Source organism: Paraburkholderia sp. SEWSISQ10-3 4, assembly GCF_030464785.1.
Lineage (GTDB): Bacteria > Pseudomonadota > Gammaproteobacteria > Burkholderiales > Burkholderiaceae > Paraburkholderia > Paraburkholderia aspalathi.
This window is the reverse complement of sequence record NZ_JALPRI010000008.1, coordinates 132,276-150,581: the sequence shown is the minus strand read 5'-3', so window position 1 is coordinate 150,581 and position 18,306 is coordinate 132,276. Positions and strand designations below refer to the sequence as shown.

General features: G+C 62.5%; 18 protein-coding genes and 1 tRNA gene. 6 read left to right on the top strand and 13 right to left on the bottom strand.

From position 1 onward, the window contains the following. The first annotated feature begins 216 nt into the window (after positions 1 to 216). Together M0D68_RS18155 and M0D68_RS18150 are read left to right on the top strand one after the other, a co-directional pair. Positions 217 to 1,044, top strand: coding sequence for a ferritin-like domain-containing protein (locus tag M0D68_RS18155; RefSeq protein WP_093635532.1), 828 nt, complete (start codon positions 217 to 219; stop codon positions 1,042 to 1,044). Positions 1,045 to 1,179: 135 nt separating this feature from the next. Beyond that, a complete protein-coding gene (locus M0D68_RS18150) occupies positions 1,180 to 1,704 on the top strand; it encodes a pyridoxamine 5'-phosphate oxidase family protein (protein WP_200618195.1) in 525 nt (174 codons plus the stop codon). A 37-nt stretch (positions 1,705 to 1,741) separates the two neighbouring features. Here M0D68_RS18150 and M0D68_RS18145 read toward each other — a convergent pair whose 3' ends face one another. The 4 genes from M0D68_RS18145 to M0D68_RS18130 form a co-directional block, all read right to left on the bottom strand. Next, on the bottom strand, positions 1,742 to 3,322 hold the full coding sequence (locus M0D68_RS18145) for a DEAD/DEAH box helicase (protein WP_200618196.1): 1,581 nt from the start codon (positions 3,320 to 3,322) through the stop codon (positions 1,742 to 1,744). Positions 3,323 to 3,555: 233 nt separating this feature from the next. Further along, positions 3,556 to 4,176, bottom strand: coding sequence for a hemolysin III family protein (locus M0D68_RS18140; protein WP_093635539.1), 621 nt, complete (start codon positions 4,174 to 4,176; stop codon positions 3,556 to 3,558). A 118-nt stretch (positions 4,177 to 4,294) separates the two neighbouring features. Further along, positions 4,295 to 5,593: a cytochrome c gene (locus M0D68_RS18135; protein WP_054034455.1), complete on the bottom strand. Its 1,299-nt coding sequence runs from the start codon at positions 5,591 to 5,593 to the stop codon at positions 4,295 to 4,297. A gap of 21 nt (positions 5,594 to 5,614) precedes the next feature. After that, a complete protein-coding gene (locus tag M0D68_RS18130; RefSeq protein WP_093635543.1) occupies positions 5,615 to 6,346 on the bottom strand; it encodes a cytochrome c in 732 nt (243 codons plus the stop codon). Between the two features lie 369 nt (positions 6,347 to 6,715). Here M0D68_RS18130 and copC point away from each other — a divergent pair, with 369 nt between their 5' ends. Together copC and M0D68_RS18120 are read left to right on the top strand one after the other, a co-directional pair. Next, the gene (copC, locus tag M0D68_RS18125) at positions 6,716 to 7,093 is read left to right on the top strand and encodes a copper homeostasis periplasmic binding protein CopC (protein WP_175050779.1); all 378 of its coding nucleotides are present in this window, start codon (positions 6,716 to 6,718) and stop codon (positions 7,091 to 7,093) included. Then, positions 7,090 to 8,022 (top strand): CopD family protein, encoded by a 933-nt coding sequence (locus M0D68_RS18120; RefSeq protein WP_200618197.1) that lies wholly within the window; start codon positions 7,090 to 7,092, stop codon positions 8,020 to 8,022. Before copC ends, M0D68_RS18120 begins: the two co-directional genes overlap by 4 nt. 85 nt (positions 8,023 to 8,107) lie before the next feature. Here the strand turns inward: M0D68_RS18120 and M0D68_RS18115 are convergent, their stop codons facing one another. The 3 genes from M0D68_RS18115 to dgoD form a co-directional block, all read right to left on the bottom strand. Next, a complete protein-coding gene (locus M0D68_RS18115; protein ID WP_093635754.1) occupies positions 8,108 to 8,338 on the bottom strand; it encodes a YodC family protein in 231 nt (76 codons plus the stop codon). Between the two features lie 26 nt (positions 8,339 to 8,364). Next, positions 8,365 to 8,667: a hypothetical protein gene (locus M0D68_RS18110; RefSeq protein WP_093635549.1), complete on the bottom strand. Its 303-nt coding sequence runs from the start codon at positions 8,665 to 8,667 to the stop codon at positions 8,365 to 8,367. 228 nt (positions 8,668 to 8,895) lie between these two features. Then, positions 8,896 to 10,044, bottom strand: a complete 1,149-nt coding sequence (dgoD, locus tag M0D68_RS18105; RefSeq protein ID WP_012434262.1) for a galactonate dehydratase — start codon at positions 10,042 to 10,044, stop codon at positions 8,896 to 8,898. A gap of 241 nt (positions 10,045 to 10,285) precedes the next feature. Here dgoD and M0D68_RS18100 point away from each other — a divergent pair, with 241 nt between their 5' ends. After that, on the top strand, positions 10,286 to 10,993 hold the full coding sequence (locus M0D68_RS18100; protein WP_200618259.1) for a FadR/GntR family transcriptional regulator: 708 nt from the start codon (positions 10,286 to 10,288) through the stop codon (positions 10,991 to 10,993). A gap of 47 nt (positions 10,994 to 11,040) precedes the next feature. Here the strand turns inward: M0D68_RS18100 and M0D68_RS18095 are convergent, their stop codons facing one another. After that, positions 11,041 to 12,576, bottom strand: a complete 1,536-nt coding sequence (locus tag M0D68_RS18095) for a DHA2 family efflux MFS transporter permease subunit (protein WP_200618198.1) — start codon at positions 12,574 to 12,576, stop codon at positions 11,041 to 11,043. A gap of 157 nt (positions 12,577 to 12,733) precedes the next feature. Here M0D68_RS18095 and M0D68_RS18090 point away from each other — a divergent pair, with 157 nt between their 5' ends. Beyond that, positions 12,734 to 13,177, top strand: a complete 444-nt coding sequence (locus tag M0D68_RS18090) for a MarR family winged helix-turn-helix transcriptional regulator (protein WP_054034675.1) — start codon at positions 12,734 to 12,736, stop codon at positions 13,175 to 13,177. A 128-nt stretch (positions 13,178 to 13,305) separates the two neighbouring features. On the opposite strand, the gene M0D68_RS18085 is transcribed toward M0D68_RS18090, so the two are convergent. The 5 genes from M0D68_RS18085 to M0D68_RS18065 all read right to left on the bottom strand — a co-directional run bounded on the left by M0D68_RS18085 (position 13,306) and on the right by M0D68_RS18065 (position 18,099). Continuing rightward, positions 13,306 to 13,635 carry a hypothetical protein gene (locus tag M0D68_RS18085; RefSeq protein ID WP_200618260.1) on the bottom strand — a complete coding sequence of 110 codons (330 nt, stop codon included), beginning with the start codon at positions 13,633 to 13,635 and terminating at the stop codon, positions 13,306 to 13,308. Positions 13,636 to 13,720: 85 nt separating this feature from the next. Beyond that, a tRNA-Met gene (locus M0D68_RS18080) sits at positions 13,721 to 13,797 on the bottom strand. 86 nt (positions 13,798 to 13,883) lie between these two features. Continuing rightward, positions 13,884 to 15,542, bottom strand: coding sequence for an MFS transporter (locus M0D68_RS18075; protein WP_200650533.1), 1,659 nt, complete (start codon positions 15,540 to 15,542; stop codon positions 13,884 to 13,886). 229 nt (positions 15,543 to 15,771) lie between these two features. Next, the gene (locus tag M0D68_RS18070) at positions 15,772 to 17,310 is read right to left on the bottom strand and encodes a sensor histidine kinase (RefSeq protein WP_093635561.1); all 1,539 of its coding nucleotides are present in this window, start codon (positions 17,308 to 17,310) and stop codon (positions 15,772 to 15,774) included. A gap of 9 nt (positions 17,311 to 17,319) precedes the next feature. After that, a complete protein-coding gene (locus tag M0D68_RS18065) occupies positions 17,320 to 18,099 on the bottom strand; it encodes a response regulator transcription factor (protein ID WP_200618200.1) in 780 nt (259 codons plus the stop codon). Positions 18,100 to 18,306 lie beyond the last annotated feature (207 nt).

Below are 18,306 nucleotides of genomic sequence, written 5' to 3'. Positions count from 1 at the left end.
ACTGAAGCATTCGCCTACGGTGAAATTTGAACTGCGGCGGTTCGGCACGGTCTGTGCTGGGTGATCTGCAGAATTGTGAAACACCGGCTAAGATGCAGGATACAAGGGGTTAACTCTAATCAAGGTGCTGTATCTGACCCGGCGGACCGCCCTTGCGATAGTGGGCGGTTTCGAGCGCGCTCCACGAGTCGATACAGTTTTCGGAGCAAAGACACAATGCACACTGAGCTGAACCATGTGATGCCCTGGCGGATCGAGGATATCGACCTTACCCGCATAGATCGTCAGAAGGCCGTCGCTAATGAGGACCTGCTGCTTCTGCTGTGCGCCGCTTCGTTCATCGAAAGCGGTACCGATCTTTACACCAGCAATCTGAGCACGTTCTTCGACGGCGACCCCGAGGTCTCGGCCTGGCTCAACCAGGAATGGGAGCCGGAAGAGATGCAGCACGGCCGGGCGCTCAAGACGTATATCGCCTACGTCTGGCCTGAGTTCGATTGGGACACCGCCTTCCGCAATTTCATGGAGGAGTATTCGCTGACCTGCTCGGTCGAAGACTTCGAAAAGACCCGCGCGCTCGAGATGGTTGCGCGCTGTGTGGTGGAAACGGGTACCGCAACGCTGTATCGCGCGATTGGCGAATGTTCGGACGAGCCCGTGCTCAAGCAGATCACCGACAACATTCGCACTGACGAAGTCCGTCACTACAAGCACTTTTTCAAGTTCTTCAAGAAGTACAACAAGATCGAAGGCAATGGCCGTCTTGCGGTTCTCGGCGCGTTGATGCGACGTGTGATGGAGATCAAGAACGAAGACTCGGAGATCGCCTTGCGCCATGTCTTCGCGATTCGTTATCCGGAACGCGTGCACGATTCGGCCTATAACCGCGAACGGGCCGCGCGCATCAATGCGCTGGTTCGGCGCAATCTGTCGGCGGACATGTGCGTGAAGATGCTGCTTAAGCCGCTCGATCTGCCGGCCAAGATTCAGCCGGGCGTGCATTATCCGCTCGCCAAGATCACGCAGCACGTGTTCTTCCGCTGATGTTTTTCTGCTGAGTGCACGGTGCATGGATGGAGATGAATGGCCCGCTTGTGCGGGCCATTTGCTTTTCGAGGCATGATTGATCCTCGGCAGCCTTCGCAACCTCGGCAATCCGCCACTGACTGGATCGATACCATGAGCGACTCTCCTTCACCCGACCGTCCGCTCGAACAGAACGTGTTCGACGAATGGCCCGACGCCGTTCGCACGCTGTTCGACGGGTCGTCGCTGGCGAGCAAGACGGGGTTCACCGCGTCGCTGCTCACCGTCGATGCAAACGGCCATGTGCGCACGTCGCTGCTTGGCGTCGGCGAGTTGTACGCGCCGGATTCGCGCTCGCTGTGCATCGCATTGTGGCCGCAGGCTCGGGCGGCACGCGTGATCGCGCAAAACGGCCGGGCCGCGCTTACGTTCGTCTGCGACGAGGCGTTCTATCAGGTGCAGTTGCGTTTGACGCCGTTAGCGAGCGTGGCAGGCGACGACAGCGGCCTTGTGTACCTCATCGGCTCGATCGACACAGCGGAGGCGCAGAGCGTGCGTTATGCGCGCCTGACGAGCGGCATTACGTTTGAACTGGAGGGGGAAGGGAAGGCGGTGCTCGATCGATGGGAACGGCAGATCGAGCACCTGAAGCAGGCTGCCGCTGCGGCTAGCCGATAGTCTGCGACTACGGCGAGCGAGCGGCAGTGCTTGAAACTCAACGGCCGCGCTGACCGCTGCGCGTCGGCTGGCCGCCACGCGGCGCGTCGTTGCGCGGCTTTGCGCCACCCAGCAACGCACCCGGATTGCCGCCTTGCGGCTTTGCAGCCTGCGGTTTGCGCGGTGCATGTTGTGCGGCGCTGCCTTCGTGCGCCGCGGCACGCGGCTGACCGTCATGGCGCTGACCGTCGCGGCGCGGCTGGCCGCCGTTGCCGGCCGGCTTTGCACCTTGCGGCTTCGGCTGTTGCTGACCATTCGCCGGACGCTGACCCGAACGTTGTGCGGGCTTGGCCGACGACGCGCCATCGCGGCGGCCGCCGTCACGCTGGCCACCCTCGCGCTTCGGCGCACCCTGGCTCTGGCGCGGCTGACGATTGCCACCGCCGCCACCACCACCCTGGCCACGGCGCAGAATCGGCTCCGGCTTCGCAGTCGGATCCGGCTCGAAACCGGCGATCACTTCCTGCGGCACCTGACGCTTGATCAGCTTCTCGATGTCCTTCAGCAGTTGCAGTTCGTCGACGCACACCAGCGAAATCGCTTCGCCCGATGCGCCTGCACGACCCGTGCGGCCGATGCGGTGCACGTAGTCTTCCGGCACGTTCGGCAAATCGTAGTTAACCACGTGCGGCAGCTGATCGATATCGATACCGCGTGCGGCGATGTCGGTTGCGACCAGTACTTGCAGCGTGGCGTCCTTGAACTCGGCGAGCGCGCGCGTGCGGGCCGACTGGCTCTTGTTGCCGTGAATCGCCAGTGCGCTGATGCCGTCTTTCGTCAGCTGTTCGGCAAGGCGGTTCGCGCCGTGCTTGGTGCGCGTGAACACCAGCACCTGGAACCAGTTATGTTGCTTGATGAGGTGCGTGAGCAGCTCACGCTTCTTATCGCGGTCGACCGGGTGAATCTTTTGTGCGACGAGTTCAGCCGTCGTGTTGCGACGGGCGACTTCGATCAGCGCCGGCGAGTCGAGCAGATTGTCGGCGAGCGTCTTGATCTCGTCCGAGAACGTAGCCGAGAACAGCAGGTTCTGACGCTTCGGCGGCAACTTCGCGAGCACGCGCTTGATGTCATGGATGAAGCCCATGTCCAGCATGCGGTCCGCTTCGTCGAGCACGAGAATCTCGAGATGCGACAGGTCGATGGTCTTCTGCTGCATGTGGTCGAGCAAACGGCCCGGCGTCGCGACGACGATGTCCACGCCGCTGCGCAGCGCGCCGATTTGCGGATTGATGCCGACGCCGCCGAACATCACGGTCGACTTCAGCTTCAGATACTTGCCGTAGGCGCGCACGCTTTCTTCGACTTGTGCGGCCAGCTCACGCGTCGGCGTGAGGATCAGTGCGCGAACAACGCGCTTGCCCGACGCCGTGGTGACAGCGGGCATGGTGTTCAGACGCTGCAGGATCGGCAGCGTGAAGCCGGCGGTCTTGCCGGTGCCGGTCTGCGCGCCAGCCAGCAGGTCGCCGCCGTTGAGCACGGCGGGGATTGCTTGTGTCTGGATCGGAGTCGGGGTGGTGTAGCCGAGTTCGTGTACAGCGCGGACCAGCGGTTCGGACAAGCCGAGGGAATCAAAAGACATAAATGCTCTTTGCAATGCAGTTTCGCGAACGGCACCAGACGGCACCCAATGGACCCAGGCGGGTACCAGCGGGTACAGGCACGGCATGAACACGCCTCTATGGCGCGTTCGAGGCCAAAGCCCAGTTCCGGTCGCAGAGAAATCGGCGGCACGCTCACATGCGTGCCGAATGCTTCAACGCGCTATGAAGACACGTTGACTGGCCTTAAGTTGCATTTCGCCGCCGTGGGATGTCACGCGACGTAGCGCGCAACACTGACGAATTGACACAGACTGCCCGCCAGTACGAACAGGTGCCAGATACCATGTCCGTGCCGGATGCGCTCGTCGTTAATGAAGAAGTAGATGCCGGCGCTGTAGATGACCCCGCCGGCCACGAGCCAGGCGGTACCCGCTGCCGGTAAGGCTTGAACCAGCGGGCGGACGGCAACGAGCGCGAGCCATCCCATCAAGACATACAGCACCATCGAAACGCTGCGGGTGCGTCGCCCGAGCGTCAGTTCCTGCACGATGCCGAGAGCGGCAAGCCCCCAGCTTACGCCGAATAGCGACCAGCCCCACGGCCCACGCAAAGTGACCAGCGTGAACGGGGTGTAGCTGCCGGCGATCAACAGATAGATCGCCGAATGGTCGCATTTTTGCAGAACCGCTTTGACACGCGGGTTGCGCACGCTGTGGTAGAGCGTGGAGATAGCATACAGCACGAACAGCATCGCACCGTAGACGCTGAAACTCACCACCTTGTACGCGTCGCCGTCGAGCGCGCCCATTGTCACGAGCGTAGCCAGCCCCGCCACCGACAGCACGGCGCCGACGAGATGGGTAATGCTGTTGAAACGCTCACCGACATGCACGGCTCTTTCCTCCTGCGCGGTTTCATAAGGGTTTATACCCACATGATACCGGTCCTGCAAAAACGAAGGGCGCGGCCGCGTGATTCGCAGGCCGCGCCCCGGGTGCATCTGACGCTGCTTAGTCGAGCGGCGCCGAGCGCAGATCGGACACTTGCTGCGGCGACACAGCCGTACCGTGGTTGCCCCAGGACATACGAATGTACGTCACGACGGCTGCCACTTCCGTGTTCGACAGTGCCTGTGCGAACGGCGGCATGCCGTACGGATGCGGGTTGGCGTCCGTGCTAGGCGGGTAACCGCCGTTCAGCACCATACGGATCGGGTTGACCGCCGACGGCATCTGGATCGACTGGTTGTTCGCCAGCGGCGGGAACGACGGCGGCATACCAAGACCGTTTTCCGCGTGACACTTCGCGCAGTTGTCAGCGTAGATCTTCTGACCTTGCTTCAACAGTTCGCCACCGAACTTTTCCGAGGTTTCGAGCTGCAGCGGTTCCGGTGCTTCGCTCTTCTGCGGAATCGTCTTCAGGTACGTGGCCATCGCGTTGATGTCTTCGTCCGACATGTACTGCAGGCTGTTGTGAACCACTTCAGCCATCGGACCGAACACCGCGCCGCGGTTCGACACACCGGTCTTCAGCAGATCGGCGATGTCTTTGGTTTCCCAGTCGCCCAGGCCGGCTTCCTTGTTCGACGTCAATGACGGTGCGTACCAGTTCTGCAGCGGGATCAAGCCGCCGGCAAACGCAGCCGAGCTGACCGGGCCACCCATGGCGTTGATCGACGTGTGGCACATGCCGCAGTGGCCGAGGCCTTCGATCAGGTACGCGCCGCGGTTCCATTCGACCGACTTGGTCGGATCAGCCTTGTACTCGCCTTCGCGGAAGAACAGCGTGCGCCAGCCGATCAGCATGTTGCGCTGGTTGAACGGGAATTTCAGTTCGTGCGGACGGCTCGCCACATTGACCGGCGTAACCGAGCGCAGGTACGCGTAGATCGCGTCCGAGTCGGCGCGCGTGACCTTCGTGTAGCTCGTGAACGGGAAGCCCGGGTACAGCAGGCTGCCGTCTTTCGAACGGCCCGTGTGCATGGCGCGGTAGAAGTCGTCTTGCGTCCACTTGCCGATACCGTACTGGTCGTCAGGCGTGATGTTCGGCGTGAACATCGTGCCGAACGGCGTCAGCATGGGCAGGCCGCCGGCGAACTGCTTGCCGCCGCGCACCGTGTGGCAGGCGATACAGTCGCCGGCGCGGGCGAGGTACTCGCCTTTCTTGATCAGCGCGGCCTGGTCGGCGGGCGTTGCCGCCATGGCCGTGCCGTTATGCAGGTTGTCGCCGCCCGACCACAGGACGGGAACGAGTGCGGCAGCCGCAACGACGACGACTGCCGAGAGGGCGAACAAAGACTTGCGTTTCATTTGAGTGTCTCTCCCGGTGCCTTATTGCGGTTCGCTGCCGCAGGCAAGCGGAGTCTTCAACGAGCGGGCCGGAGCCGGCACGGGGTTTTGTGGAGCCTTTTGCGTGGAAAGCCAGGCAGCAACGGCGTTCACGTCTTCGTCAGTCAGGCGGGTGGCGATGGTGTGCATGCAATCCGGTGCGATGGCGTGGCGCGAGCCCGAACGCCATGCGCCCAATTGCGCGCTGATGTAGTCAGCATGCAGGCCGACCAGACCCGGGATAGCGGGTTCCATGCCGGTCAGCGCCTTGCCGTGGCAAGCCGCGCACGCCGGAATCTGTTTGGATGCGTCGCCGTTCAGGACGATCTGCTGGCCGCGCGCAACGATGCTAGCCGACACGGTCGGCTTGGCCGGTGTGGGGTACGGCGGGCGTTGCTGCGAGAAGTACGTGGCGATTTGATGAAGGTAGTCGTCAGAAAGATACGTGACGAGGTAGTTCATGGGCGGGTACTTGCGGCGCCCTTCGCGGAAGTTCTGCAACTGGTTGTACAGATAGTCGGCCGGCTTGCCCGCCAGACGCGGGAAGTAGTCGTTGTCGGTACCTTGGCCGTGCGAACCGTGGCAAGCCGTGCAGCCTTGCACGCGCGCTTCCATCGTATCGGGGGCCTTCGGTTGAGTCTGCGCTTTCGCAGCGCTATAGACACCCGCGGAGCCGATCAGCAGAAGGGCAAGCAACGGGCGGAAAATGCGTCTTGAAGACACGCGTAACTCCATCAAAATCGGGGACCTGACCGAACTTCGAGCGGCTCGGTGTGAAGGGCAGCCGGCGCTGCGGCGACGCAGCATTCTATCATCGAAGGGTGATGGTGACTATTTGCCACATTAGAGAAGGTTCCGGGTGTCACAGCGATGCGACAGTTTGACGCGCGTCGTTGGCTGGCAAGCGGAGCGGGCGTCCCGATTCTATCCCCGGGATCGCGGACGCATGTTGCGTTCATGCCGGCTTGCATAACAAAGCAGGTTGAACCGACGCGCGCGCCAGCCATCGAAGCGTACACTTCCGGGCGCGCCGGCGTCCGTCCGACGCGGACGACCTTCGGCTCACCGTCTACCGTTTTACTTTCCACGAGCTATCTGCCTTACATGAAGCTATTCAATTTTTCCCGTCCGGCGCTCCATGCGTTGACGTTCGGCGCCGCGGCGCTGGTCATGACGTCCACGGCTTTCGCGCATGCGCATCTGGTGTCGAGCGAGCCTGCGGCAAACGCCGAAGTGGCCGCTGCCACTGAAGTGACGATCCATTTCACCGAGCCGCTCGAACCGGCGTTCAGCCGGATCGAACTGAGCGACGCGAGCGGCAAGCCCGCCGCACCGGCTGCGTCGCAAGTCGACCAAAGTGACGCAAAGGTGATGCACCTGGCGCTGCCGCAACTGACGGCCGGCCGCTACGCGGTGCATTGGATCGCGGTAGCCACGGACGGCCACCGTACGCAAGGCAACTTCGCGTTCATCGTCAAATGAGCATGGACGGACTGTGGATCGGGCAGGTCGCGATGGCCGCGCTCATGAATGTCGCGTTTGCGTTTGCCGTCGGTTCGGCGCTGCTCAGCGCCTGGCTCGCCAAGGACGCGCAGAGCAAGATCAACCCCGCACGGCCCGCCTGGTTGCGCGCGCAACGGTCGATGCTGACGGCATCCGTCGTGCTGGTGCTCGCGGACCTGGGCTGGCTGCTGTATCAGGCGGCGTCGATGAGCGGCGTCGCGTTGCCGGCGGCGATTGGCGTGGTGCCGACTGTCTTGACGCAAACCCATGTCGGTTACGGCTGGAGCGTGGCGTTCGCCGGCGCGCTGGTGCTGCTGGGCACAGCCATGGCCAGTCATACGGGCATGCTGCGCAATGCGCTGCTGTGGCTCGCGGTGATCGCGATCGCGGCAGGCAAGGCGTCGCTCGGACATGCGGCCGATGCCGGTCCGGCTTCGGCGGCGATCGGCATGCAGACGCTGCATGTGCTGGTGACGAGCGTCTGGGGCGGACTGGCGATGGCGGCGGGGCTCGCGGTATTGCCCGCGCTCGGCACGTCGACCGCACGCGGCATGCTGATCCGCACGGCGACCCAGGTGTCGAGCGTATCTGTGGTGGCGGTCGGGCTGGTGCTGCTCACCGGGATCTTCAACGCCGTGCGTGGCTCGGGCGGCTCGTTCGAAGCCATCGAGATGAGTACGTGGGGCCATGTGCTGACGCTGAAGCTTGCGTTAGTCGCACTCGCACTGGTGCTTGGCGGGCTCAATCGCTTCTCGGCGCTGCCGCGCCTGCGCCGCACGGCCTCGACGATGGACGCGCATACCTTCGTCAACGTGCTGTATCTCGAAGCGCTGGCGATGATCGGCGTGTTTGTCGCGGCGGCGGTCTTGTCGCACAGCGTGCCGGCATTTGCCGCGTTGGGCAGTTAAGGCCAAAAAAAGCGCCGCACAGCAAAGGCGTGCGGCGCAATACACACGGTCGCCCGGCGGTGGCCGGCTGATCCGTTACTGCCCTCTAGGCGGTGAACGCGTTGTGCGCCCGTTCCAGCGTCTCTTCCGGAAACATTTCCTGCTGCAGTTCGCCGTCGTTGCCGAACCACTGGCAGATCAACCAGTTGCCCGGCGCGAACAGCACCGGTCCGCTCCAGGTGGCGGTCATCGGACGTCCACCGGATTTGAGCGTCAGGACGTCGCCGGCCCGGTAGGCAGGCTTCGCGGGGCTCGCAGGTTTCTTTCGCAGTCGCATGATGAGCGTCCGTTCGACGAAACCAATCATTCGAGGCCGAGCCGGTGTCCGAGAATCGGCGCGCAGAAGAGCGCGATCGCGCAGCCCGCGGCTTTGCCTTCCAGTTCCGCGCCGGCGGCACGCGAGCCATACATGTGGGTGAGCAGGTCGAAGAGTTGCGGCAGGCAGTACAGCACCGCGGCCGCGATAAAGCATTTTTCGACTACCGAGATGCGCCAGCCGCGTTCATACGCGAGCATCGCGCCGAAGATGCGAAGCACGCCGAACACCACCAGTGCGCCGACGGCGGCCTGTTCGCGGATCAGATAGTCTGGAAGGAATTCGCCCATGATGTTCCCCGATGCATTTGTCGTTCTGAATGCATTTGAGCAAGGAGCGGGCCATGCGTATGTCTGATGCCGAACAAACGGCTTGAAAGCCTTTGTGGATAAGGCTTTGCGGATAGTGCGGCGGCGCCGGGAAAGTGCCGGAAAGGGCGTATTCAGGCGGCTTCGGTCCGTGGTGTTACGTAACTGAGACGGCGCACGCTACGTCTGCCGTAACGTGCGCGCCGGCTATTACCATTCCGCGACGCTGCCATCCTCATGGCGCCACACCGGATTGCGCCAGCGGTGGCCGACCTTCGCCATCTCGCGCACCTTCTCTTCGTTCACTTCGATGCCGAGGCCCGGGCCTTGCGGAATCGATACGAAGCCGTCTTCGTATTTGAAGACTTCGGGGTTCTTGATGTAGTCGAGCAGGTCGTTGCCCTGGTTGTAGTGAATGCCCAGGCTCTGTTCCTGGATGAACGCGTTGTAGCTCACTGCGTCGATCTGCAGGCAGGTGGCCAAAGCGATCGGGCCGAGCGGGCAGTGCAGCGCGAGCGCGACGTCGTACGCCTCGGCCATCGAGGCGATCTTGCGACATTCGGTAATCCCGCCCGCGTGCGACGCGTCCGGCTGGATGATGTCGACGTAGCCGCCCGACAGGATGTGCTTGAAGTCCCAGCGCGAATACAGACGTTCGCCCAATGCGATCGGCGTGTTGGTCTGGTTGACGATGTCGCGCAAGGCTTCCGCGTTTTCCGACAGCACCGGCTCTTCGATGAAGAGCAGCTTGTATGGGTCGAGTTCCTTGGCCAGCACCTTCGCCATCGGCTTATGCACGCGGCCGTGGAAGTCCACGCCGATGCCGATGTTCGGTCCCACCGCTTCGCGCACGGCGGCGACGTTGTTGATGACGCCTTGCACCTTGTCGAAGGTGTCGATGATCTGCAACTCTTCGGAGCCGTTCATCTTCACGGCCTTGAAGCCGCGTTCGACCACGGCGCGAGCATTGTTTGCGACGTCGCTCGGACGGTCGCCGCCGATCCATGAATACACCTTGATCTTGTCGCGCACCTGGCCGCCGAGCAGCGCATGAATCGGCACGCCATGATGCTTGCCCTTGATGTCCCACAGCGCCTGGTCGACGCCGGCGATCGCGCTCATCGTGATCGGGCCGCCGCGGTAGAAGCCTGAGCGATACATCACCTGCCAGTGGTCTTCGATCAGCAGCGGGTCTTTGCCGATCAGATAGTCGGACAGTTCCTCGACGGCGGCGGCCACCGTATGCGCGCGGCCTTCGACCACCGGCTCGCCCCAGCCGACGATGCCTTCGTCCGTCTCGATTTTCAGGAAACACCAACGCGGCGGGACGATAAAGGTTTCGAGCTTGGTGATTTTCATGGTGTGCGTCTCCTTGCAGCCTGGGTGCCTGCGTGTGCGGGCAATTTCGAGGATTCACATGCTACAACAAAAGTGCGATTAAGTACTATTAATAGTACTATTGGCCAAATAGTGGCTGGCGACGACGAGGTCGCAACTGAACGCCGCCGAGCATGCCAACCCGGCAACGGCGCTGAATTCAGAAGTTGGCAAGTGGAGATACCGGATAATCGCGGTCGTTCCGGGCTCAGGTCCAATATCAATAGCGCCGAGAGGCCGCTGGGAGAAAGCTATTCAGCATGATCTGCATGGGCGCGTCGCCCATCTGCTGGCGACCGCGATTCTGCGCGGCGACTACGCGCCCGATTCGATCCTGCCGCGCGAGGCGGAGTTGATGGACACCTTCGGCGTGAGCCGGACAGTGTTGCGCGAAGCGCTGCGTACGCTGACGTCGAAAGGGCTGATCGAATCGCGGCCACGGGTGGGCACGCGGGTGCGGCCGAAACATGCGTGGAATCTGCTCGATGTCGATGTGCTCGACTGGTATTCCCGCGTCGCCGAGCCGATGGCCTTCGCGCTCAAGCTGCAGGAAATGCGCGAGATGATCGAGCCATACGCGGCGGGGCTGGCGGCGGCCTCGCATACGGACGGCACCTTCAATGCGCTCGCGGCAGCGCATGCGTCGATGGTCGGGGCGCGTAACGTCGATGAATGGGTGCGCGCCGATCTGCAGTTTCATCTAAGCGTGCTGACGGCCTGCAGCAACGAATTGCTGATTCCGCTCGGCACACTGATCGAGCGCACATTGGAAGCGCAGCTACGCCTGAACGCGAAACGCGCCGACGTGTTCAACGCGTCGCTGGCCGAACACACGGCCGTGTTCGAAGCGATCCGCGACCGTGACGCAACGGCGGCGCGAGAAGCAATGGCAGGATTGCTGGGCGTGACGCGCGGAAGAATCGAAGCGTGAGCTTGACGCGAAAACTCTGCTGCCCCCGCTTGACGCCATCATCATTCTCAATCCATCGCCGCGTGCGCCACTGATGCATCCGGCGCCTGGCGCGCTGGTCGGATCAACAGCAGCAGTGGAATGACCAGTAGCGTCGCCACGAACATCAGCTTGAAGTCATTCAGATACGCGATCATCGACGCCTGCTGCGTAATCGACGCATTCAGCGCGGCCAGGTCGTAATTCGAGCCGCTATTGAGCATCGGCTGGATTGCCGGATTGAACGGCGTGACATTCGCTGCGAGGTCGGCATGCGAGACCTGCGTGTTGCGGGTCATCAGCGTCTGCACGATCGAAATGCCAATACTGCTGCCGATATTGCGCATCAGGCTGTACGTCGCGGTACCGTCCGCGCGCAGTTCGGGCGTGAGCGTGGAGAAGGTCAGCGCGCTCAATGGCACGAACACGAGGCCGAGACCAAAGCCCTGAATCACGCCAGGCCAGATGATGTCCGATTCCGACAGCACGATCGTGTACTGCATCATCTGCCACAGTGCGAACGCGGAGATCAGGAAGCCGGCGAGCAGAAGAAGCCGCGCGTCGATCCGCTTCAATAGCCGTCCGGCGAACAGCATCGCCACCATGGTTCCCGCGCCGCTCGGCGCCGTGACGAGACCCGTGGTCGCCACGGGATAGTTCATCAGGTTTTGCAGCATCGGCGGCAGCAACGCACGCGTCGCATACATCACCGCGCCGATCACGAAGATGAAGAACGTGCCGGTGGCGAAGTTCGGGTCCTTCAGCAATTCGTATTTGAAGAACGATTTCTTGCCGACCGTGGCCGTATGCACGAGGAAGAACGCGAAGCTGATCGCCGCGACCAGCGCCTCGATGACGATCTCATTCGAGCCGAACCAGTCGAGTTGCTCGCCGCGGTCGAGCATCGCCTGCAGCGCGCCGATTGCGAGACCCAGGGTGGCAAAGCCGAACGCGTCGAACTTCGCATCGTGCTTCGGTTCACGCGCGGGCAGGAAGGTCGCCACGCCGAACAGCGCGAACGCACCGATCGGTACGTTGATGAAAAACACCCAGCGCCAGTTGTAGCTATCGGTGAGCCAGCCGCCGAGCGTCGGCCCGAGAATCGGTCCGACCATCACGCCCATGCCCCACACCGCCATCGCCTGGCCCTGCTTTTCGCGCGGATTGATGTCGAGCAGGATCGATTGCGACAGTGGCACCAGCGAGGCCCCGAAAATCCCCTGCAGCAAACGCGACGCAACGATCTGCGTCAGCGTTTCCGACAAGCCGCATAGCGCCGAGGCCACCGTGAAGCCGCCGATCGAGAAGATCAGCAGCCGCTTGACGCTCAGCCGGTCCGACAGCCAGCCGGTCAGCGGTGTGGCGATCGCGGCCGCGACGATGTACGAAGTCAGCACCCACGTGATCTCATCCTGCGACGCCGACAGCGTGCCCTGCATGTGCGGCAGCGCGACGTTGGCGATCGTGCTGTCGAGCGTCTGGATCAGCGTCGCGAGCATGATCGAGGCGGTGATCATCGGCCGATTGAGCGGGGCGGCGCTCGTCGACGCGGAGTCGGTTGACATGGGAGAGCAGGACCTTCGATATAGTAAGCATGCTTATTATATTGGCTGCAAATGCATCCGCCCACCAGGATTTATGCGGAGCCTGAATTACGCCCGCTGCGCCGGTTTTGCAGCCATTCCGACGATGACAAACGAAACCCTTTCGTATAATCGGCGCATGACTACCCAACTCGAAGAGCGCTTCGGCTTTCTGATTTCCGACGTCGGCCGCCTGACAGGCAAGCGTTTCGACGATCTCGCGAAGTCATCGGTCGATCTGACGCGCGCGCAGTGCCGCGTGCTGGCCAATCTCGCCCATTACGGCGACGTCAATCAGGCGCGGCTCGCGGACCTGCTCGAAGTCGCGCCGATTTCGGCGGGGCGTCTGCTGGACCGGATGGAAGAGGGCGGCTGGATCGAGCGCACGGCCAATCCGGAGGATCGCCGCGAACGCCAGGTGCGCATGACACCGAAGGCCGAGCGCACGCTCGGCAAGGCCCGCAAAGTGGGCGATGAAGTTGCGCTCGAAGCGCTGAACGGTTTTACCGACGAAGAAGCGAAGCAGCTCATCGCGCTGCTGCAACGAGTGCGCGGGAATCTCAGCCGACTGGTGGATCGGTGAGCGTGGGGCTTGGCCGTTTTTGTTAGAGCAGCACCGGGCTAAGACATTGCAAAGGAGCTGGCGCAAGCCAGCTTCTTTTTTAGTTGCGGGCGTTAAAGCCGATGGCTCGATTGTGCAAAGTCATCCGCCTATTTGGATTCAGGGGCGGCACCCGACGGCTGAACCAGTTCGAAGCACGCAGCCTTCGATTTCGCATCGGGCGACGACGGGTCGAGACATTTGAAGGCGCTCTGATCGCGCTGAACGAAGATCGTATCGGTTGGGCCGGCGTTGCCACGCACGCCGTTCACAACAGCGACGATTTTGTAGCCGTCCTGCAGCAAGGTTGAAAGCGTGAGAGAACTGGCGCGCCACTGACTGTCGGGTGGCGTTTGAGCGCTGGCGGAGAGCGGCGATGCGGCGGCGAGAAGCGTACTGGATGCGGTGGCCACGGCAAGCGCGGCGGTGCGGAACGTCATCAAGAAACCTCCTTGAAGTTGCTGTTTGGGAAAGCCAAAACAAAAAAGCCGCTGACCTTGTGGATCAGCGGCTTCTTCTTGCAACTGGTGGCGAATCAGGGACTCGAACCCCGGACCTGCGGATTATGATTCCGTCGCTCTAACCAACTGAGCTAATTCGCCGAAAGAAGCGAGATTATGAGGATAGGGCCGGAGGCTGTCAACCCCCGGCCCGCAACTTTTTTAAATTGCCCGGGCTGTCAGGCGTTTCAGTCCTTCGCGTAGATGTCCGAGTCCTTGGTTTCCTTCACGAACAGCACGCCGATCACGAGCGTGATGAGCGCGACCACAATCGGATACCACAGCCCCGAGTAGATGTTGCCCTTGGCAGCCACGATCGCGAAGGCGGTCGCCGGCAGGAAGCCGCCGAACCAGCCATTGCCGATGTGATACGGCAGCGACATCGAGGTATAGCGGATGCGCGTCGGGAACATCTCCACCAGCATCGCAGCAATCGGCCCGTAGACCATCGTCACGTAGATCATCATGATCGTCAGGATCACCACGCTCATCGGCCAGTTGATCTGCGACGGATCGGCCTTCGGCGGATAGCCGGCAGTCTTCAGCGTGGTCGCGAGCGTCTTGTCGAACACCTTGCCCTGGTCCTTGGCGTCGGCGGCCTTGCCGTCATACGTGTTGATCACCGTATCGCCGACCTTGATCTCCGCCAGCGAGCCGGCAGGCGCGGCGACGTTCTCGTAGTTCAAGCCGGCTTTCGAGAGCGCGCTCTTGGCGATATCGCAGGAGCTCGTGAACTTCGCCGTGCCGACCGGATTGAACTGGAACGAACACTCATCCGGGTTCGCGATCACGACAATCGGGGACTTCGCCGTGGCCGCTTCCAGCGCCGGGTTCGTGTAGTGACTCAGCGCCTTGAACAGCGGGAAGTACGTGCAGGCAGCAATCAGCAGGCCGGCCATGATGATCGGCTTGCGGCCGATGCGGTCCGACAGCGAGCCGAAGAACAGGAAGAACGGTGTGCCGATCAGGAGCGCGATCGCGATCAGGATGTTGGCCGTCGCGCCGTCGACCTTCAGCGTCTGCGTCAGGAAGAACAGCGTGTAGAACTGACCCGTGTACCAGACCACGGCCTGGCCGGCGGTCAGGCCGATCAGCGCGAGAATCACAATCTTCAGGTTCTTCCATTGACCGAACGCTTCGGACAGTGGCGCCTTCGAGGTTTTGCCTTCGGCCTTGATGCGCTCGAACACCGGCGATTCATGCAGTTGCAGACGAATCCACACCGACACGCCGAGCAGGATGATCGATGCGATGAACGGAATGCGCCAGCCCCATGCGCCGAACGCGTCTTCGCCCATGGCCGTGCGCACGCCGAGAATTACCAGCAGCGAGAGGAACAGGCCGAGCGTGGCGGTCGTCTGGATCCATGCGGTGTAGAAGCCTCGGCGTCCCGCCGGCGCATGTTCCGCGACGTAGGTGGCCGCACCGCCGTACTCGCCGCCGAGTGCGAGGCCTTGCAGCATCCGCATCGCGATGAAGATCACTGGCGACACAATGCCGATCGACGCATAGCCGGGCAGGAAGCCGACCAGGAAGGTCGACAGACCCATGATCACGATCGTGATGAGGAACGTGTATTTGCGCCCGACCATATCGCCGAGGCGGCCGAATACGATCGCGCCGAACGGCCGAACTGCGAAACCTGCGGCGAAGCTGAGGAGCGTGAAGATGAAAGCGGCAGTCGGATTGACGCCGGAGAAGAAGCTCTTGCTGATGAAGATGGCGAGTGAGCCGGCCAGATAGAAGTCGTACCACTCGAAAACCGTACCCAGCGACGACGCGAAGATCACCCGCTTCTCTTCTTTCGTCATTGGCACGTGCGAGATTTGCCCGCCAACGGTAGCCATATGTTGTCTCCAATATTGATATGTGCACGCGGTCCGCCGGCAAAGGCGTTCCCGTGAAACCGATTATTGGAGTGGAAACTTACGGCGTACTGACGTGGAGGGGTGAAATGGCAGTTTCCGGTGTGCGGAGGGAAATCCCATCAAAATTCAGCAACTGGCGGTTAAGTTCTTATAATTTTTGACAAACGTCTCTCAATATGGCGCCGGATCAGCGTGGGTTTTTGCGCTCTTAGGGTAAGTCCCGTGCCCGTTCGAGCACGTGCAAGCTGACACGCACGAGGGTTCCGGCAAGCCGCGGGGAGGTTTGATAGACGTTATCGTCAATGCTCATCTCCCCGCCGTGCATCGTCGTGATCTCGCGGACGATCGCAAGCCCGAGGCCGCTGCCGTCGCCTTCGCGGCCGAGAATCCGGTAAAAACGCTCGACCACCCGCGAGCGCTCAGCCACCGGAATGCCGAGCCCGGTGTCTTCTACTTCCAGATGCACGAGTCGCGCGGACACGTCGTGCCGCACCCGCACGGTGATCCGCCCGCCAGGCGGTGTGTAGCGGATCGCGTTGTCGATCAGATTCGACAGCATTTCCCGCAGCATCACCGGATTGCCGTCGACTTCAACCGGTTTTTCGGGCGCTTCATAACCGAGGTCCATCTGCTTGGCAAGCGCGGCCTGAACCCAGTCGCGCACCGCGCTGCGCGCTACTTCGGTCACCTCGACCGGCGTGAAAATCTGGCCCGACATCCGGTTCTCCGCGCGCGCCAGCGCCAGCAACTGGGTGACGAGGCGCGCCGCGTGCTCGGAGCTGGTGGCGATCTGTTCGAGCGAGCGGTGGACTTCCTCGGAGGCATCCTGGCGCAGCGCGAGCTCAGCCTGGGTGCGCAGGCCGGCAAGCGGCGTTTTCATCTGATGCGCGGCGTCGGCGATAAAGCGCTTCTGCAGTTCCATGTTCTGTTCGAGGCGCGTCAGCAGGTCGTTGAACGACGTCACCAGCGGCTCGATTTCCGGCGGCGCGCGGCGGGCTTCGAGCGGCGACAGATCGTCTGGGCGGCGCGCGCGAATATGCGCCTGCAGGGCGTGCAGCGGCGCGAGTCCACGCGACAGGCCGAACCACACCAGCAGGATCGCCAGCGGCAGGATCACGAACTGCGGCAGGATCACGCCTTTGATGATGTCGTTGGCAAGCTGGCTGCGCTTGTCGAGCGTCTCGGCGACCTGCACCAGCACCGGCTGGGCGCCGGGTGTCTGCGGAAACTCGACCGTCGTATAGGCGACGCGGATATCGTTGCCGCGCAGCACGTCGTCACGGAATTCGACGAGACCCGGCGGCGGCCGGTCTTCCTCGTGCGGCAACGGCATGTCGCGCTCGCCGCCCACCAGTTCGCCGCGCGTACCGAGCACCTGATAAAACACGCTGTCGACATTGTCGGCGCGCAGAAAGTCGCGGGTGGAGTCGGGCAGCGACAGCTCCGCCACGCCGTTGATCGGATGGATCTGGCGGGCGAGCACGTAGGCGTCGGTTTCGAGCGCGCGGTCGAACGGGCCGTTGGCGATCGACTTGGCGACCAGGTAGGTGACCGCGAGGCTCATCGGCCATAGCAACAGGAGCGGCGCCAGCATCCAGTCGAGAATCTCGCCGAACAGCGAGCGCGGGCGCGCTTCGGCGGCGGCTTCGGTCTCGTCGGGCGGGGCGAACGGATTGGCGTAGCGCTCGTCGCGCACCTCGTCGAGGTCCGCCGCGTGCGCCGTGGCGCGATCTGCGCGTGCGGACATGGAGGCCCTCTATTTGAAGTGGTGGCTCGCGGGCATCGCGGCCGTGGAGGGCGAAGCGGGCGGCTCGGATTCGGCGGGCGGATTGGCGCTTGAGCTTACGTTCGCGTTCACGTTCGACGGCAGGGCGGCTTTCTCGAGGCAGTATCCGAGGCCCCGCACAGTAATGATGCGTACGCCGCTCGGCTCGATCTTCTTACGCAGCCGGTGCACGTAGACTTCGATCGCGTTATTGCTGACTTCTTCGCCCCATTCGCACAGATGGTCGACGAGCTGTTCCTTCGACACCAGCCGGCCGATCCGCTGCAGCAGCACTTCGAGCAAACCGAGTTCGCGTGCCGACAGGTCGATCACCTGCTCGTTGACATAGGCAATCCGGCCAACCTGGTCGAACGACAGCGAACCGTGCCGCACCACCGTCGGGCCGCCGCCCGCGCCGCGCCGGGTCAGGGCGCGCACGCGCGCCTCGAGTTCGTTCAGCGCGAAGGGTTTGGCCATGTAGTCGTCGGCGCCGAGATCGAGGCCTTTAACGCGCTCGTCGACGCTGTCCGCCGCCGTGAGGATGAGCACCGGCACGGTCGAGTTGCGGGCGCGCAGGCGGCGCAGCACCTCGAGCCCGGACATGCGCGGCAGGCCCAGATCGAGGATCAGCAGGTCGAAAGTTTGCATCGACAGGGCGGTGTCGGCCTCGACGCCGTTCTTCACATGATCAACGGCATAGGCCGATTGGCGGAGTGATCGAACCAGACCGTCCGCGAGTATGCTGTCGTCTTCGGCAATCAGAATTCGCATGGTGCGCAAGCCTGGCCTTGCCGGCACCTTGGGGTGTCCCCCCGGCGCACAGCGGTCTCCGAAAATTATTGTGGGTAGTTGGGCAGCGCGACAGTAAAAATGCGCGTTCGCATGAGAATCGCGCTTGCCAAAACTACTGTTTTTTTATACAGTGTCTGAGTTTCGTGTGCTGTCCGTGAAAACTGGGCTGCACATCTGCCTCAGACG